Source organism: Pseudomonas sp. GM80, assembly GCF_000282515.1.
Taxonomy (GTDB): domain Bacteria; phylum Pseudomonadota; class Gammaproteobacteria; order Pseudomonadales; family Pseudomonadaceae; genus Aquipseudomonas.
In genome coordinates this window covers 17,648-32,946 of the sequence record NZ_AKJD01000066.1, presented here as the reverse complement: position 1 = coordinate 32,946, position 15,299 = coordinate 17,648, and the positions used below count along the sequence as shown (strand labels likewise).

Here is a 15,299-nt window from a genome sequence, read left to right as displayed (position 1 = left end):
TTTGTAGGAGCTGCGGAACGCTGCGATCTTTTGATCTTGTTTTTGAAGATCAGGATCAAAAAATCGCAGCGTGCCGCAGCTCCTACAGGGTTTTGTGTGGTTAGAAGGCTTCGGGTTCGATGGCGCTGAAGGTGTCGACGGTGATGTGGCTGCCCAGCTCGCCGCCTTCGCGGGCCAGGCCGCAGGTTTGCAGGCCGGCCGCTTGTGCGGCGTCGAGTTCTTCGACGATGTCGGAGAGGAACAGAATCTCAGCCGGCTCAACGCCAATGGCTTGCTGAATGTTGGTGTAAGACTGCGCCTCACGCTTGGGCCCCGACGTGGTGTCGAAGTAGCCGCTGAACAACGACGTCAGATCCCCCGCCTCCGAGCAGCCGAAAATCAGTTTCTGCGCCTGAATCGAGCCCGACGAATACACAAACAGTTGATAACCCGCCGCATGCCAGCGTTGCAGCGCTTCGACCGCGTCCGGGTAGACGTGCCCTTTCAACTGCCCGGCGTGATAACCCTGCGCCCAGACCATGCCTTGCAAGGCCTTGAGCGGCGTGGCTTTGCGATCCTCCTCGATCCAGCTCAACAGAATTTCAACGACCCGCTCAACATCGGCTTGCGGTGCATTGCTGTCACGGCGCACGGCATCGAGTTGTTCGGCGACGTCGGCACGTTCGGCGTTCTGCCGAACGAAGTCCGGCAGGTGTTTGGCCGCGTAGGGAAACAGCACGTCAAACACGAAACTCACCGCGCTGGTGGTGCCTTCGATATCAGTGACAATGGCTTTGATCGACATCGAATCAGTCCTCCAGACGCGGGAAACGACCGGCGATGTCTTCGCCGGTGAAATTGGCAACCCAGCCTTCAGGGTTGTTGAACAGGCGGATCGCGACGAAGTGCGGATGCTCGCCCATGTCGAACCAGTGTTTGGTGCCGGCCGGTACCGAGATCAGATCATTCTTCTCGCACAGTACCGCGTAGACGTAATCGTCGATGTGCAGGGTAAACAGCCCACGACCGGCGACGAAAAAGCGTACTTCGTCTTCACCATGGCGATGTTCTTCAAGAAACTTGGCGCGCAGTTCGGCTTTTTGCGGGTGATCGCTGTTGAGGCTGATGACGTCGACGGTGATGTAACCGCGTTCGGTCATCAGTTTGTCGATCTGCTCTTTATAGGCGCTGATCACTTCTTCCTGGGTAGCGCCAGGCTGGATCTTTGCGGCGGCTTGCCAGCGGTCGAAGCGCACGCCCTGCTCGGCCAGGGTCGAGGCGATGTCTTCAAAGTGGGTCAGCACTTTGTTGGGAATGTCGGGGCTGGAGACGTGATAGACGGACAGGCTGCTCATTGGGGCAATTCCTCGGTATCGGCCTTGCCGTCCGGTTCTTGCAGACCGGTCGGGCACAGCATTTCATCAGGCAAATGGGCTGCTTCTGGTGAAGTCAGCCTTGGCGGTTCATGACGCTGCGGGTTTTCAACTCGCATTCAAACAGAAATTCAAAGGCCTCGATCTGCCGCAGCGCGTCGTTCATCTGCGCGCCCCAGGTGTAGAGGCCGTGGCCGCGAATCAGATAGCCGACGCAATCGGGATGGGCGTCGAGCCAAGGCTGCACCTTGGCGGCGAGGCGCGCAATGTCCTGATCGTTGTCGAAAATCGGCACACGCACCCGCGATTCATGGGTCGAAACACCGCTGAAGGCTTTTTGCAGTTCGTAATCTTCGAACTCGATAAAGTCTTCCGGCGTCAGGCGCGACAGCACCGTGGCGTTGACCGAATGGGTGTGCAGCACCGCGCCGATCTCCGGACGCCAGCTATACAGCTGAGTGTGCAACAGGGTTTCGGCGGACGGTTTTTTGCCCGGTTCCAGACTGTTGCCGGAAAGATCGGTGGCGAGCACATCGTCCAGACCCAACTGGCCCTTGTGCTTGCCCGACACCGTCAGCAGCGCTTCGCTCGGCGACAGGCGCGTCGAGTAATTGCTGCTGGTGGCCGGCGACCAGCCGCGACCATAAAGAAAACGCCCGGCGTCGACGATTTGCTGGGCGAGCTGTTCACGCGTAAGGCTCATGGCCTGTCCTCTTGCATACGTGTGGCAATGATAACGGCAGCAGCGAGCGCCGCGAGACTGGCAATACTAAAGGTCAATGTCGCGCCGAGGGCATTCCAGCTGTAACCGGAATACAACGCGCCGAGCGCACCGCCGGTGCCGGCCAGTGCCGCATATAGCGCCTGGCCCTGCCCTTGCTGGCGCGCGCCGAAGCTACGTTGCACGAACGCGATGGCAGCGGCGTGAAAACTGCCGAAGGTCGCCGCGTGCAGAATCTGCGCGAACAACAGCACCCAGAGAAACTCGGCGAACGAACCTAGCAGCAACCAGCGCAGCGCCGCCAGCAGAAAACTCGCCAGCAATACGCGGCGCAGGGAAAACCGCGCAAGAATCCGGCTCATCGCCATGAACATCAGCACTTCGGCGACCACGCCCACGGCCCAGAGCATGCCGATCGTGCCGCGCGTGTAACCAAGTCGTTCGAGGTGCAAGGTCAGAAAGGTGTAATACGGGCCGTGGCTCATCTGCATCAGCGCCACGCAGCCATAAAACGCCAGCACGCCGGGATTGCGCAGTTGCTTGAGGAAACCCTCGCCGTTCGGCCGGTTGCCTTGCGGCGGTTGCGCGTTCGGCACCCACAAACTGCTGAGGACGATGCCAGCCATGATCAGTACAAGCGCCGCCGGGTAGATGTCGAGGCTGAGCCACTCGAACAGACGACCGAGCACCACCACAGTGATGATGAAACCGATCGAGCCCCACAGGCGAATCTGGCTGTAACGCGAGGTCTGCCCCTGCAAATGCGCGAGGGTGATGACTTCGAATTGCGGCAGCACCGCGTGCCAGAAGAACGCGTGCAGCGCCATGACCATTGCCAGCCAGGCGTAGGTTTTGCTGACGAAAATCAACGAGAAGGTCAGCAGCGTACACACGGCGCCGAAGCGCACGATGGCCAGACGTTTGCCGGTGTAGTCGCCGAGCCAGCCCCAGATGTTCGGCGCCACGCAGCGCATCAGCATCGGGATGGCGACCAGTTCACCGATCCGCGCCGGACTGAAGCCGAGGTGATCGAAGTACAGCGCCAGAAACGGCGCTGTCGAACCGAGCAAGGCGAAATAGAACAGATAGAAACTGGACAGTCGCCAGTAAGGGAGCGCCGCCACGGTTATGCCGCGACGGCTTCAAGGCCTGCCATCAAAGCTGACCCAGCACCGGCGTGCTCACGCGCACATCGGCGTTCTGGCCACGGTGACGCAGCAGGTGATCCATCAGCACGATGGCCATCATCGCTTCGGCAATCGGCGTGGCGCGGATGCCGACGCACGGGTCGTGACGGCCCTTGGTGATGACGTCGACCGGGTTGCCGTGGATGTCGATCGAACGGCCCGGAGTGGTGATGCTCGACGTTGGTTTCAACGCGAGATGGGCAACAATCGGCTGACCGGAGGAGATACCGCCGAGGATGCCGCCGGCATTATTGCTGAGGAAACCTTGCGGGGTCATTTCATCACGGTGCTCGGTGCCGCGCTGGGCGACCGAAGCGAAACCGGCGCCGATTTCCACGCCTTTCACCGCGTTGATGCTCATCAGCGCGTGCGCCAGTTCGGCGTCGAGACGGTCGAAAATCGGCTCGCCCAGACCCGGCATCACGCCTTCGGCAACGACGGTGATTTTCGCCCCGACCGAGTCCTGGTCGCGACGCAATTGATCCATGTAGGCCTCAAGCTCAGGAACCTTGTCCGGATCCGGGCTGAAGAAGGCGTTCTCTTCCACTGAATCCCAGGTCTTGAACGGGATTTCGATCGGGCCGAGCTGGCTCATGTAGCCACGGATGACGATGCCTTGGCTGGCCAGGTATTTCTTGGCTATCGCACCGGCTGCCACGCGCATCGCGGTTTCGCGCGCCGAGCTGCGGCCGCCGCCACGGTAGTCGCGCTCGCCGTATTTGTGGTGGTAGGTGTAGTCGGCGTGGGCCGGGCGGAACAGATCCTTGATCGCCGAGTAGTCCTTGGACTTCTGGTCGGTGTTGCGGATCAGCAGGCCGATCGAGCAACCGGTGGTGCGCCCTTCGAACACACCGGAGAGGATTTCGACTTCGTCGGCTTCCTGACGCTGGGTGGTGTGGCGGCTGGTGCCGGGCTTGCGGCGATCGAGGTCGCGCTGCAGGTCTTCGAGGGAGATCTCCAGGCCCGGCGGGCAGCCGTCGACAATGGCGACCAACGCCGGACCATGGCTTTCGCCCGCGGTGGTGACAGTGAACAACTTGCCGTAGGTATTGCCGGACATGCAGGACGCTCCGTGAAATCAAACCCAAATTCGTAATGCGCGCCAGTATACGCAGGCTAACCGAGTAGTTCATCCTCGAACCTTAGTGGTGCGGGTGAGTCCAACCGGCATCTTGGCGAATGATGGCGTGATGATGCTGCGAGTTTTGATCTTGAGTCTTACCCTGTTTACGGGCTTTGCCCAAGCGACGGTCTTACAACGCCCGGTAACTTTGGATACTGGCACCGGTGAGCTTTTCGGCTCACTGTTACTGCCAAAGTCCGACAAGCCGGTGCCGGTTGTCCTGATTATTTCAGGCTCCGGCCCTACAGACCGTGACGGAAACAACCCCGACGGCGGGCGCAACGACAGCCTCAAACGACTGGCGTGGGTGCTGGCCAAACACAACATCGCCAGCGTGCGTTACGACAAACGTGGAGTGGCCGCGAGCCTGGCGGCGACGCCGGACGAGCGTAATTTGTCGGTCGAGGCCTACGTGGCCGACGCGCAGGCCTGGGCGCGCAAGCTCAAGGCTGATCCGCGTTTCGGCCCGCTGATTCTGCTTGGCCACAGTGAAGGCGCGATGATCGCCACGCTGGCCGCGCCGAATGCCGAGGCGGCGGCGCTGATTTCCCTGTCCGGCACTGCCCGGCCGATCGATCAGGTCTTGCGTGAACAACTGGCGCGCAGCCTGCCGCCAGCGCTGATGCTGCGCAGCAATGAATTGCTCGACAGCCTCAAGGCAGGCCGCACCGATGACGATGTTCCGCAACCGTTGCAGGTGATTTTCCGCCCGAGCGTGCAGCCGTATCTGATTTCGCTGTTCCGCCAGGATCCGGCCAAGGCGTTTGCGCAACTGAAGATGCCGGCACTGATTGTTCAAGGCAGCAACGACATCCAGGTCGGCGTTGATGACGCCAAGCTGCTCAAGGCCGCCAAACCGGACGCCGAACTGGTGGTCATCGAAGGCATGAACCACGTCATGCGCATCGTGCATAACGACATGAAGCGGCAATTGGCCTCGTACAAGGACCCGAATTTGCCGCTGGCCGCAGAACTGGGCAGCAAAATCATCGAGTTTATTGACGGACTTCGCACCCGTTAAACGCTGTTTGCCCTCCAGTCCTGCAAAAAACGGCCGATAAGCCTTTGTCGCCAGCGCTATGGCTGGCGGCAAGCAGGGCTTGGACAGGATCTCGCCGTTATGACTGATACCCAGACTTCACCCGACACCACCGCTGAAAAAGACGCATCGCCAGCGGCCGAGCTGCCGTGGGCGGATGTCCACGTCGAGCACCACAAGATGCTCCGCCTGGCCCCGCTGCAGACCGACCGCAATACCGGCGGCCGGCCTCTGCGCTTTGTCGAATTCGGCTACGCCGAGCGCAACAGCAAAGAAAAAAGCCTGATGCGCATGGCGATCAAACTGCCGAGCCAGCGCGTTCGCAAAGAGCAGAATCATCTCGATGTGTGGGTCGATCACACCACCAAGCGTGTGAGTTTCGGCCCGGACAGCGGCTTGCAGATCGAACCGCTGAATCGCGGGATCGGCCGTTTCATGGCCGCACAAGGCATCACCTGGGCGAAAAAGCGCTGGCCCGCCTACACCGTCGACGGCATGGACTTGAACAACAAGGACGCGCTGAACGAAGACACGCGCCTGCGTCGCGATCATTTTCTGCGCGTGCACGGTTTTGATGTGGTGTACGCCGACGCCCAGCATTTGAAGGGTAGCGTCAAGGATGTGCTGGTCGGCGATTTGCTCGGCGACTGGAACAGCGAAAAGCTGCAGATCGTCGAGATTCTTGAAGCGGCGCAGATGCTGCAGCAGGCCGAGCAGAATCTGGCCGAGCAGGAAGTGAAGCTGAAGAAGCAGGAAGACAAGGTCAGCAAGTTCAAGCGTGAAGACGCCGGGTTGCGGTTCACGATTACCTGTCTGGTGGCGTTTGCGGTGTTTCAGGCGGGGCTGTTGATCTGGATTGCCACACACCGGTAAAGATTCAAGACCGAGGCGCTCCCATCGCGGGCAAGCCACGCTCCCACAGGTTTTGCGCCGTACCCGAATGTTGCGGTACACACAAAAACCTGTGGGAGCGGGCTTGCCCGCGATGCTTTTAAGGGTCAGACGCGGGAAGCGAACAGGGCCTGGTGATCGCGGCACTGCTCCGCCGTGAGCATGAACACGCCATGCCCGCCACGCTCGAACTCCAGCCAGGCGAAATCGACTTCCGGGTACAACGCTTCAACGTGTACCTGGCTGTTGCCCACCTCGACAATCAACAAGCCCTTCTCGGTCAGATGATCCGCCGCTTCGGCGAGCATGCGGCGCACCAGGTTCAGACCATCGTCACCACAGGCCAGGCCCAGCTCCGGCTCATGCTGATATTCATCCGGCATGTCGGCGAAATCTTCTGCATCAACGTATGGCGGGTTCGACACGATCAGGTCGAAACGCTGACCCGGCAAACCATCAAAACCATCGCCCTGCACTGTGTATACGCGCTCATCGACACCATGACGCTCGATGTTCTGATTGGCCACTTCCAGTGCTTCGAACGACAGATCCGCCAGCACCACTTCAGCGTTCTCGAACTCGTAGGCGCAGGCAATGCCGATGCAGCCGGAGCCGGTGCACAGGTCGAGAATGCGCGCCGGCTCAGTGCCGATCCACGGGGCAAAGTGGTTTTCGATCAGTTCGCCAATCGGTGAGCGCGGGATCAACACGCGCTCGTCGACGATAAACGACATGCCGCAGAACCACGCTTCACCCAGCAGGTAAGCGGTGGGAATGCGTTCTTCGATGCGGCGCTTGAGCAGGCGTTGCAGGTTGACCAGTTCGTCGTCTTCCAGCGCACAATCAAGATAGCTGTCGGCGATTTCCCATGGCAGGTGCAAGGCACCGAGCACCAACTGCCGGGCTTCGTCCCAGGCATTGTCAGTGCCATGGCCGAAAAACAGATCCTCCCCATGGAAGCGGCTGACGGCCCAACGGATGTGGTCGCGCAGGGTACGAAGTCGGGAAGTGATCACGGGGCAGAACTCCAGAAAAAACGACTGGCGATTCTACCAGCCAAAACGCGTGACGACGACGCAGGAAAAATTCCGAGGCGACGGTAGGAGTTTTCTGTTTTTTGCATCAGCTATTGAACAGAACGTGTAACTTGACAAGGCTGCAGGCCAATAACGACGGTGTCTACGATGGTAGCGATTCACAGAAGCGCTCAGCCAGAGGACAATGTCGCAAAAGCCCCACCCCAAGGAGCCCCAGAATGTCCGTTCCAAAAACGATGTTTCAACTCAGCGGTCGCGGTTACGCAGCGGCCACACTGAGCCATGCCACCGTGGTCATCATCGATGCCCAGAAAGAATACCTCAGTGGCCCGCTGGCCCTGAGCGGCATGGACGCGGCCGTCGCGAACATCAAACAAGTGGTTGCCGCAGCCCGTGCAGCCGGTCGGCCGATCGTGCACGTGCGTCACCTCGGCACCGTCGGTGGCCTGTTCGACCCGCAGGGCGAACGCGGCGAATTCATCCCCGGCCTGGAGCCGCAAGGTGATGAAACCATCATCGGCAAACTGTTGCCGAGCGCATTCCATGGCACCGAGCTGTTGGATCGCCTGCAAAACCTCGGCTCGCTGGACTTGATCGTCTGCGGTTTCATGAGCCATTCCAGCGTCAGCACCACCGTGCGCGCGGCGAAGAACCTGGGTTTCCGCTGCACCCTGGTGGAAGACGCCTGCGCTACTCGCGACCTGCCGTTCAAGGGCCGCGTGCTCAGCGCCGAACGTGTGCAGGAAGCCGAAATGGCGATCATGGCTGACAACTTCGCCACCCTCGCCTTGACGCAAGACTTGATCTGATCCGCTCTGATGAGCGGCTCACCGCGCCGCTCATCCGCAAAACCCTCTCATTTGCCGCAAATGCCATAGCCTCAGGAACAACCCGGTCAACTCCCGGTCGAAGGGCCGATACCCATTGAGGAAGGTCGGAATGAAGTTATCCGATGGATTTGACGCACGCCGCTTGCGGCCCAAAGGCCAAAGCAACTGGCGTTTTCGCTTCGGCGCGGCGATCGCGGCCATTCTGGCCACGTTCGGCGTGCTCCTGGCATTGGCCGGCGCCGCCAGCCTGATCGGGCACCCACCGGCGCTCGGTGATTTGAACGCTACACCGATGGGTTCGGCGATCATTCTGGCGGTCGGTTTGCTGTTCGTGTATTTCGGTGTCGCGCTGTGGCGTCGCTGCCGCCGTCGCGCACGGCAATCGCGGGAGCTGAACATGTCCCCGCACCTGATGAAAAAACACGACTGAATCACCGGCCTGGCTTTTTGCCGGGCCGTTTTGTTTCGACTTGGGTAAACTGGCCGCCCTTCGCGGAGGCTGACATGCAAGACGACGATTTTTCCCTGTTCAAAAACGAGCTGCGCGGCGTCAAGCCGATCAAGCACGATCGCGCCGATACCGGCAAACCCAAGACTGACCGCGCACAGATTGCCAAGCTGCGCCAGTCGGCCACCGTGCGCACCGAAACCACCACCGTTGATGGTCTGTCCGATCAGTTCGTGATCGACGTCGGCCCGGAAGACGAGTTGATGTGGTCGCGCGACGGCGTGCAGGAAAGTCAGATGCGCAAGCTCAAGGTCGGCCAGATTCCGTTTGAAGGCAGCCTCGACCTGCACGGCATGAGTGTCGAAAAGGCCCGCGAAACCCTTTGGGCGTTTCTCGCTGAGGCGACAAAATTCGAAATCCGCTGCGTGCGCGTCACCCACGGCAAAGCCGTGCGCCTGGACGGCAAACGGCCGATGATCAAAAGCCACGTCAACACCTGGCTGCGCCAACATGCGCAAGTGCTGGGCTTCTGCTCTTGCCAAGCGAAACACGGCGGTGCCGGCGCGGTTTATGTGATGCTCAAGCGCACGATGATGGAAGGCCGCGACGAATAATCCCGTTAGCTATGAGATTCGCCTTCGCTGCCCCCACTGAAGCCCCGCATGGTTAATCAAATGCGGGGCTTTTTCTTTACTCAAGATGTTCGAATCACGGAGCTGAACGGCAGCTTTCGGGCAGTCGGCTTTGCACCCACTGCCAGCGCCCGCCGCGTTAAGCGCGATTCAATGAGTGACAGGCGACAGCGCATCGTTGGCTGACGATGAGGGCACATAAACTGAATTGCTCAGCTCGTGTTCCTCTTGATGAGCCTTCTCGATGCGATACGTAAGTTCTTCTTCAAGGTTCTCATAGTCGACGTTTTTGCCGTCTTCGTCGCGCAGACCACCATAGTTGAACACGACAAGATGCTTGCGAAAGCCTTTGCCCTTACGCGCACTTGGCATCTTGAAAAAGATCTTCCACCGGCTGTCATTAAAGTTCGGCAGGGTGTCAGCCTTTTCGGCAATGATATGAAGTACCGTATTGAGCTGCATCTGAGCTATCCCGCTGTACGACTCGACCTCTGTGGCTTCAATCGATGTGTAAGGGACTAACCCATCAGCATTGAAAAACCAGATGCCTTTGTCCTTGAGGATCATCAACGTTTGCGAACCTGCGTTGCGGTTCAGCCACGCCATGCCCAAGTACCATATCGAACACACCAACAGCAGCCCAGCGATGCCATTGGACTCCATACGGAACCCCTGGATGGCCATAACCAAGAATAAAATGCCACCTAACAGAGCTCTCACAGGCACGCGGCGACGCTCAGTAAATGCCATATCATTGATTGAAGTTTTCATGATTTTCCTTTGGCTAGTAGGCGCGAAAATCGCATCCTGGTCATGCAAAAGGCCCCTTCGGGCCGTTGTTTTAAATGAATCTTTTACCCAGCATTTTTTGCCTGTGAACGCCAAGGCTCAGCCTCGACACGCAGCAGCTCTCTGGCTTCTTTACAGGGTGTGGCCGTTGCGTCAGTGACACCTTTACGGGTCATTAGAGGCAGCGAGAATGGCGAGTGCTGCCATAGCAAAAATGACGGTTCAGGATTTTACTCGATAAAATCGCTGACGTGAGCGATCTACTCTGGTGCGCTGCATGGCGGTGAGCGTTTCGGGGCAGGTTATTTTCTGCCATTCAAACACCTGTCGCGAACTGAGCGCCCATTCGAACTGGCGGACCAACTCTTCCAGGCCGCACTGATCGAATTGGGGATTCGCGCCCGCCGGCCATACAACTGCCGACACACATACGCTACCATGTGCTTCATGGCGGGTATGAACCCTGCGTTTATTGCCACTCAGCTCGGTCATAGCGTTCAGATGTTGCTATCGACTTATGCCCGACGGATCAATTCCAGCACCGACTGGGGTGAACTCGGTAAGCTCGAAAACAGCTTGATTGGCACAAAATTGGTACAGACAGAAACAGTACCCCTCTGAAACCCTTATGGAATCAGCCCCTGTGACACTGGAACAGAACTACACCGCGATCCTCGGCCAACTGGGCGAGGACGTCTCCCGCGAGGGCCTGCTCGACACGCCGAAGCGTGCCGCCAAAGCCATGCAGTACCTCTGCCGCGGTTATGAACAGACGCTCGAAGAGGTCACCAACGGTGCCCTGTTCAGCTCCGACAACAGCGAAATGGTGCTGGTCAAGGACATCGAGCTGTACTCGCTGTGCGAACACCACCTGCTGCCGTTCATCGGCAAGGCGCACGTTGCGTACATTCCGAGCGGCAAAGTGCTGGGCCTGTCGAAGGTCGCGCGGATCGTCGACATGTACGCCCGCCGTCTGCAGATCCAGGAAAACCTCAGCCGCCAGATCGCCGATGCGGTCCAGCAGGTCACCGGCGCGCTGGGCGTGGCCGTGGTGATCGAGGCCAAGCACATGTGCATGATGATGCGCGGTGTCGAGAAGCAGAATTCGTCGATGATCACTTCGGTGATGCTCGGTGAGTTCCGCGAAAACGCGGCGACCCGCAGCGAGTTTCTCAGCTTGATCAAGTAATACGCAGCACGAAGAAAACCGGCATTCATCGCCGGTTTTTTTTCGCCCGTGAAAAATCGGGTAAGCTGCGCGCCTTTCTTTATTTGCACCGTGAGGCTTTCAACGTGTTCGTCAAAGCGCTTCGTGTCGGCCTCGGCCAACTGGTTATCTTCATCGACTTCGTCACCCGCCCGGGCAAGAAAAAACGCCCCGCTGCTGCGCAGGCTCAGGTGGATACGGCGGCCAAGGATCTGACGTTGTATCAGTTCCACGCCTGCCCGTTCTGTGTGAAAACCCGCCGTACTTTGCGTCGCCTGAATGTGCCGGTGGCGTTGAAGGATGCGAAGAACAATGAGCAGGATCGCCAGGCACTGCTGGAACAGGGTGGCCGGATCAAGGTGCCTTGCTTGCGCATTGACGAGAATGGACAGACGACCTGGATGTATGAGTCGAAGGTGATTATTGATTATCTGGATAAGCGCTTCGCGGCGGTCTGATGATTATGTGGTGATGCTGATGGCCTCATCGCTGGCAAGCCAGCTCCCACAGGTTTTGTGAACGCCACAGATCACTGTGGGAGCTGGCTTGCCAGCGAAGAGGCCCGCACAGACACAGCAAATCTCAGACAAAAATAAACCGGCCCATGAGCCGGTTTATTTTTTCACGCCGCTTTATCCAACTGCGCCTGGCGTACCACCGCCGCCAATCGCTTCAGCCCTTCATCCAGCCGCGCCGGATCGATATGGCTGAAATTCAAACGCAAATGCCCATGATGTTTCTCCGGCTCCGGGAAGAACGGCTCCCCCGGCATAAACGCCACGTCATTGGCCAGCGCCTCATTGAGCAACGTTCGCGTATCCAGCGGTTGCTTCAATGTCAGCCAGAAAAACAGCCCGCCCTGCGGCATGTTCCAGTCGGCCAGGTCCGCAAAGTGAGTTTCCAGCGCGGCCTGAAACGCATCGCGCCGCAGCCGATAGAAGCCGCGCAATTCACTCAAATGCTGCTGATATTTCTCAGTGCCAATCCATTGCAGCGCCTGCCACTGACCAATGCGATTGGTGTGCAAGTCCGCTGATTGTTTGAGCTTGAGCAGGTGCGGGAACAGATCGGGGCTGGCGATCAGGTAGCCCACGCGCAAACCCGGCAGCAAGGTTTTCGACACGGTGCCGGTGTAGATCCAACTCGCCTTCTGCAAACGTCCGGCAATCGGTTTGGCACTGCCGCCGTCGAAGGTCAGCTCACGGTAAGGCTCATCTTCGATCAGGGTCACGCCGAACTCGTCGAGCAGCGCTGCGACCGCTGCGCGCTTGGCTTCGCTGTAACGCACGGCGGACGGGTTCTGGAACGTCGGGATCAGGTAGATGAACGCCGGACGATGTTGTTCGAGACGACTGCGCAGTTGCGCCAGGTTGGGACCATCGGACTCTTGCGGCACGGTCAGGCAGTCGGCGCCGAACAGCTGGAAGATTTGCAACGCAGCAAGATAGGTCGGCGCTTCGAGCAGGATTTCCGTGCCCTTGTCGATGTACAGCTTGGCCGCCAGATCGAGGGTTTGCTGGGAGCCGCTGACCACCAATACCTGACTCGCCTGGCATTGCAAGCCAAGCGCCCTCGCCTCCGCCGCCAACGCTTCGCGCAACGCCGGCTCGCCTTCGCTCATGCCGTATTGACCGAGCGCCAGCGGCATGTCGGCCCATTCGACTTTCGGCAGCATGGCCTCGGCCGGCAAGCCGCCGGCAAACGACATCACCTCGGGGCGCTGGGCAGCAGCGAGGATTTCACGGATTAAAGAACTTTTAAGGCGCGAGACACGTTCGGAAAAAGCCATAGGGGTCACCGGTAGCGAGGCGGACGAAAAATAAGTCAAACTGGTTGACTGAAATTACGACAGCTTGAGCGAGTACGTCAACATGCTTGACCTTAAAAACCCTGCAAGCCAACAACAGGCGATGGAAGCGTTTTTCTTCGGCTATCAGGCCTTCACCGCCAAGGCTGACGAAATGCTCGAGCGACGCGGGTTGTCGCGGGTGCATCAGCGCATTGTGTTTTTCATCGCGCGGTACCCGAATTTGAATGTGAAGGAATTGCTGGGATTGCTCGGCGTGAGTAAACAGGCGCTGAACATGCCGTTGCGGCAGTTGCAGGAAATGCACCTGGTGGACAGCGTGGCCTCGGAGACGGACAAGCGAAAGCGGCTGCTGGCATTGACGGGCGAAGGCGCGAAGTTCGAGCAGGCGTTGCGGCGTGAACAGGTGAAGTTGCTGGAGCGAGTGTTTGCCGAGGCTGGGGAGGCGGCGGTGAATGGCTGGTTGGCGGTGAATCTGGCGTTGGGGAACAGTCAGGCAGTTCTCGATTGACTGTTCGGGCCTCATCGCTGGCAAGCCAGCTCCCACATGTTTTGTGTACGCCACTGATCAATGTGAGCTGGCTTGCCAGCGATGGGGCCCTCAAGGGCGATATATCACTAACGACGGAACTTTCGTAAACAAAACCAAAAACAATATTTGCTTTATTTGTACACAAAAGCATAATCCACAGCGTGCGAGTTCCTGACCGCATGGTCAACAAATTCGCAAGTGCCTCAAAGGGCCGCTGCCACCCCTCATGGGTCCGGCCCTGGAAATAACAATAAAACTCTTGAGGAGTACTCGCTGTGGAAAGCCGCAAATCCGAAGCATCGACGCTGGATCTCTCGCCGCCATTACGCACTGGCCTGCTGGAGCGCTTGTTTAAACTCAGCTTGCATGGCACCACGGTGAAGACCGAGCTGATTGCCGGTCTGACAACCTTTATCACCATGGCTTACATCATCTTCGTCAACCCGAACATCATGGCCGATGCCGGTATTGACCACGGTGCCGCGTTCGTCGCCACCTGTATCGCCGCTGCGCTGGGCTGCCTGTTGATGGGCCTGTACGCCAACTGGCCAGTCGGCCTGGCACCGGGCATGGGCCTCAACGCGTTCTTCACTTACACCGTGGTCGGCACCATGGGCTACAACTGGGAAACCGCGCTCGGTGCGGTGTTTGTCTCCGGTGTGTTGTTCATGATCCTGACCTTCTCGCGGATTCGTGAGTGGCTGCTCAACAGTATTCCGGTCAGCCTGCGCTTTGCGATGGGTGCCGGTGTCGGTCTGTTCCTCGGTCTGATCGGCCTGAAAACCGCCGGCATTGTTGTCGACAGCCCGGCGACGCTGATCAAGCTCGGCTCTCTGCGTGAGCCCGGCCCGCTGCTCGCCGCCATCTGCTTCCTGATGATTGCGATCCTCAGCTACCACCGCGTCTTCGGCGCAATCCTCATCAGCATCATCACCGTGACCCTCGCCGGTTGGGGCCTGGGCATCGTGCACTACGAAGGGATCATGTCGACGCCGCCAAGTCTGGCGCCGACTTTCATGGCGATGAACGTGGCCGGCGTATTCAACGTCAGCATGATCAGCGTGGTGTTGGCCTTCCTCTTCGTACACATGTTCGACACCGCCGGCACCCTGATGGGCGTCGCCCAACGCGCCAATCTGGTCAACGCTGACGGCCGTATCGAAAACCTCTCCCGCGCGATGAAAGCCGACAGTGCTTCCAGCGTGTTCGGTGCGGTGGTCGGTGTTCCTCCAGTAACAAGCTACGTAGAAAGTGCTGCCGGCGTGGCCGCTGGTGGTCGGACTGGTCTTACCGCAGTCACCGTAGGTGTGCTATTTATAGCGGCAATGTTTTTCGCACCGCTGGCCGGCATGATTCCCGCTTACGCCACCGCCGGTGCACTGATCTATGTAGCGATGCTGATGATGGGCGGCATGGCCCACATCGAGTGGGACGAAGCCACTGATGCGATCCCGGCGATCGTCACCGCCATCATGATGCCGCTGACCTTCTCGGTCGCCGACGGTATCGCGCTGGGCTTCATCACCTATGTGGCGCTGAAGGCCGGTACCGGCAAGTACAAGGAAATTTCCGTGAGCCTGTGGGTGCTCTGCGCGATCTTCATCGCCAAGTTCATCTTCCTGTAAGCGCTACGCGGTTCAGGCTTCAAAACGGCCTCACCCTCACGGGTGGGGCTTTTGTGCATTTTTCAATACAACAAAAAAG

General features: G+C 59.0%; 17 protein-coding genes and 2 pseudogenes. 10 read left to right on the top strand and 9 right to left on the bottom strand.

The genetic code is table 11. The features are described 5' to 3' along the window. Positions 1-100 precede the first annotated feature (100 nt). From mtnC to aroC, 5 genes are all read right to left on the bottom strand, one after another. The gene (gene mtnC, locus PMI37_RS11595; RefSeq protein ID WP_008080935.1) at positions 101-784 is read right to left on the bottom strand and encodes an acireductone synthase; all 684 of its coding nucleotides are present in this window, start codon (positions 782-784) and stop codon (positions 101-103) included. Positions 785-788: 4 nt separating this feature from the next. Then, positions 789-1,334 (bottom strand): 1,2-dihydroxy-3-keto-5-methylthiopentene dioxygenase, encoded by a 546-nt coding sequence (locus PMI37_RS11590; protein WP_007914042.1) that lies wholly within the window; start codon positions 1,332-1,334, stop codon positions 789-791. A gap of 94 nt (positions 1,335-1,428) precedes the next feature. Continuing rightward, positions 1,429-2,055: a methylthioribulose 1-phosphate dehydratase gene (locus PMI37_RS11585; protein ID WP_008080933.1), complete on the bottom strand. Its 627-nt coding sequence runs from the start codon at positions 2,053-2,055 to the stop codon at positions 1,429-1,431. Then, positions 2,052-3,197 carry an MFS transporter gene (locus tag PMI37_RS11580; RefSeq protein ID WP_008080931.1) on the bottom strand — a complete coding sequence of 382 codons (1,146 nt, stop codon included), beginning with the start codon at positions 3,195-3,197 and terminating at the stop codon, positions 2,052-2,054. Before PMI37_RS11580 ends, PMI37_RS11585 begins: the two co-directional genes overlap by 4 nt. Positions 3,198-3,228: 31 nt before the next feature. Then, positions 3,229-4,320, bottom strand: coding sequence for a chorismate synthase (gene aroC / locus PMI37_RS11575; RefSeq protein ID WP_008080929.1), 1,092 nt, complete (start codon positions 4,318-4,320; stop codon positions 3,229-3,231). 130 nt (positions 4,321-4,450) lie between these two features. On the opposite strand from aroC, the gene PMI37_RS11570 reads away from it, so the two are divergent. After that, the gene (locus PMI37_RS11570) at positions 4,451-5,404 is read left to right on the top strand and encodes an alpha/beta hydrolase (protein ID WP_008080927.1); all 954 of its coding nucleotides are present in this window, start codon (positions 4,451-4,453) and stop codon (positions 5,402-5,404) included. Positions 5,405-5,503: 99 nt separating this feature from the next. Beyond that, positions 5,504-6,295, top strand: a complete 792-nt coding sequence (locus PMI37_RS11565; RefSeq protein WP_008080925.1) for a hypothetical protein — start codon at positions 5,504-5,506, stop codon at positions 6,293-6,295. 125 nt (positions 6,296-6,420) lie between these two features. Here the strand turns inward: PMI37_RS11565 and prmB are convergent, their stop codons facing one another. After that, positions 6,421-7,329, bottom strand: coding sequence for a 50S ribosomal protein L3 N(5)-glutamine methyltransferase (gene prmB, locus PMI37_RS11560; RefSeq protein WP_008080920.1), 909 nt, complete (start codon positions 7,327-7,329; stop codon positions 6,421-6,423). A gap of 239 nt (positions 7,330-7,568) precedes the next feature. Here prmB and PMI37_RS11555 point away from each other — a divergent pair, with 239 nt between their 5' ends. The 3 genes from PMI37_RS11555 (at position 7,569) to PMI37_RS11545 (ending at position 9,242) form a co-directional block, all read left to right on the top strand. After that, positions 7,569-8,159, top strand: a complete 591-nt coding sequence (locus PMI37_RS11555) for a cysteine hydrolase family protein (RefSeq protein ID WP_008080919.1) — start codon at positions 7,569-7,571, stop codon at positions 8,157-8,159. 130 nt (positions 8,160-8,289) lie between these two features. Beyond that, positions 8,290-8,610 (top strand): hypothetical protein, encoded by a 321-nt coding sequence (locus PMI37_RS11550; RefSeq protein ID WP_008080917.1) that lies wholly within the window; start codon positions 8,290-8,292, stop codon positions 8,608-8,610. 74 nt (positions 8,611-8,684) lie between these two features. Further along, entirely contained in the window at positions 8,685-9,242 is a 558-nt protein-coding gene (locus PMI37_RS11545) for a Smr/MutS family protein (RefSeq protein WP_008080915.1), read from the top strand. A gap of 168 nt (positions 9,243-9,410) precedes the next feature. Here the strand turns inward: PMI37_RS11545 and PMI37_RS11540 are convergent, their stop codons facing one another. Continuing rightward, complete coding sequence (locus PMI37_RS11540; RefSeq protein ID WP_008080913.1) at positions 9,411-10,031, bottom strand: hypothetical protein; 621 nt, start codon at positions 10,029-10,031, stop codon at positions 9,411-9,413. Between the two features lie 288 nt (positions 10,032-10,319). Next, a pseudogene (locus tag PMI37_RS31245) lies at positions 10,320-10,421 on the bottom strand (DNA adenine methylase); the annotation flags it as partial. Between PMI37_RS31245 and PMI37_RS32235 the strand changes: the two are divergent. The 3 genes and pseudogenes from PMI37_RS32235 to PMI37_RS11530 all read left to right on the top strand — a co-directional run. Next, a pseudogene (locus PMI37_RS32235) lies at positions 10,401-10,670 on the top strand (site-specific integrase); the annotation flags it as partial. The pseudogenes PMI37_RS31245 and PMI37_RS32235 sit on opposite strands and share 21 nt — an antisense overlap. 22 nt (positions 10,671-10,692) lie before the next feature. Then, positions 10,693-11,238: a GTP cyclohydrolase I FolE gene (gene folE / locus PMI37_RS11535; protein WP_010456659.1), complete on the top strand. Its 546-nt coding sequence runs from the start codon at positions 10,693-10,695 to the stop codon at positions 11,236-11,238. A 104-nt stretch (positions 11,239-11,342) separates the two neighbouring features. Continuing rightward, on the top strand, positions 11,343-11,714 hold the full coding sequence (locus PMI37_RS11530; RefSeq protein ID WP_008080911.1) for a glutathione S-transferase N-terminal domain-containing protein: 372 nt from the start codon (positions 11,343-11,345) through the stop codon (positions 11,712-11,714). A 164-nt stretch (positions 11,715-11,878) separates the two neighbouring features. On the opposite strand, the gene PMI37_RS11525 is transcribed toward PMI37_RS11530, so the two are convergent. Further along, positions 11,879-13,045 carry an aminotransferase-like domain-containing protein gene (locus tag PMI37_RS11525; protein ID WP_008080909.1) on the bottom strand — a complete coding sequence of 389 codons (1,167 nt, stop codon included), beginning with the start codon at positions 13,043-13,045 and terminating at the stop codon, positions 11,879-11,881. Positions 13,046-13,127: 82 nt separating this feature from the next. Here PMI37_RS11525 and PMI37_RS11520 point away from each other — a divergent pair, with 82 nt between their 5' ends. Then, positions 13,128-13,574, top strand: a complete 447-nt coding sequence (locus PMI37_RS11520) for a MarR family winged helix-turn-helix transcriptional regulator (RefSeq protein ID WP_008080907.1) — start codon at positions 13,128-13,130, stop codon at positions 13,572-13,574. Between the two features lie 296 nt (positions 13,575-13,870). Further along, positions 13,871-15,220 carry an NCS2 family permease gene (locus PMI37_RS11515; RefSeq protein WP_008080905.1) on the top strand — a complete coding sequence of 450 codons (1,350 nt, stop codon included), beginning with the start codon at positions 13,871-13,873 and terminating at the stop codon, positions 15,218-15,220. Positions 15,221-15,299: the final 79 nt, after the last annotated feature.

Coding starts and splice junctions, on each gene's coding strand:
- PMI37_RS11585 (WP_008080933.1), bottom strand. CDS start 2,055: ATGAGCCTTACGCGTGAACAGCTCGCCCAGCAAATCGTCGACGCCGGG.
- PMI37_RS11520 (WP_008080907.1), top strand. CDS start 13,128: ATGCTTGACCTTAAAAACCCTGCAAGCCAACAACAGGCGATGGAAGCG.
- mtnC (WP_008080935.1), bottom strand. CDS start 784: ATGTCGATCAAAGCCATTGTCACTGATATCGAAGGCACCACCAGCGCG.
- PMI37_RS11565 (WP_008080925.1), top strand. CDS start 5,504: ATGACTGATACCCAGACTTCACCCGACACCACCGCTGAAAAAGACGCA.
- aroC (WP_008080929.1), bottom strand. CDS start 4,320: ATGTCCGGCAATACCTACGGCAAGTTGTTCACTGTCACCACCGCGGGC.
- PMI37_RS11525 (WP_008080909.1), bottom strand. CDS start 13,045: ATGGCTTTTTCCGAACGTGTCTCGCGCCTTAAAAGTTCTTTAATCCGT.
- PMI37_RS11550 (WP_008080917.1), top strand. CDS start 8,290: ATGAAGTTATCCGATGGATTTGACGCACGCCGCTTGCGGCCCAAAGGC.
- PMI37_RS11540 (WP_008080913.1), bottom strand. CDS start 10,031: ATGAAAACTTCAATCAATGATATGGCATTTACTGAGCGTCGCCGCGTG.
- PMI37_RS11570 (WP_008080927.1), top strand. CDS start 4,451: ATGATGCTGCGAGTTTTGATCTTGAGTCTTACCCTGTTTACGGGCTTT.
- PMI37_RS11555 (WP_008080919.1), top strand. CDS start 7,569: ATGTCCGTTCCAAAAACGATGTTTCAACTCAGCGGTCGCGGTTACGCA.
- PMI37_RS11590 (WP_007914042.1), bottom strand. CDS start 1,334: ATGAGCAGCCTGTCCGTCTATCACGTCTCCAGCCCCGACATTCCCAAC.
- PMI37_RS11545 (WP_008080915.1), top strand. CDS start 8,685: ATGCAAGACGACGATTTTTCCCTGTTCAAAAACGAGCTGCGCGGCGTC.